Source organism: Nocardia noduli, from assembly GCF_019038455.1.
GTDB classification, from domain to species: Bacteria; Actinomycetota; Actinomycetes; order Mycobacteriales; family Mycobacteriaceae; genus Nocardia; species Nocardia noduli.
This window is the reverse complement of record NZ_JAFMPL010000279.1, coordinates 1-448: the sequence shown is the minus strand read 5'-3', so window position 1 is coordinate 448 and position 448 is coordinate 1. Positions and strand designations below refer to the sequence as shown.

Annotated in this window: 1 protein-coding gene; it reads right to left on the bottom strand. The window is 61.8% G+C overall.

From position 1 onward, the window contains the following. Positions 1–132 precede the first annotated feature (132 nt). Positions 133–448, bottom strand: a 316-nt coding sequence (locus JZ792_RS41370; RefSeq protein WP_216918443.1) for a hypothetical protein, incomplete at its 5' end; no start/stop codon positions are given.

Sequence of the window (448 nt, the reverse complement as noted above, 5' to 3'; positions counted from 1 at the left end):
GTGCATAGCCGTGCCATCGAAGCTGCGATGGCGGCGAAGGGCGTCGTGTTCATTCCGACCGGCCTCTAAGCCAAGTCCCCGGCGCGTCGCCTGCCGCACAGGCGGTGCGCCATCATCTCCGTCGCCCGAGTTCTAATCGGCTCGACGGTACTCCTGGATCAGCTCGATGATCTGGTCATCGAGATCCCGCAGGGGCGCCAGCAGGCGGATGCCCGTGCGGTTGATCCCATCCCGATCAACGTGTTGCAGCAACCCGCCTTCGAAGCTGTAGCGGTAATCCTTCTGATCACGGACGAAGCTCCATTCCGACAGGAGCTTGAAGCTGGCGTCCGTGAAGAAGTCCTGCCCAGCCTCGTAGATCGCCACCACCTCTTCGAGTTGACGAAGCGACGCCTCCATTCTGAGGCGCCTGCTCTTCATCAGCGACAGGCTTAGCCGATCGGTATCC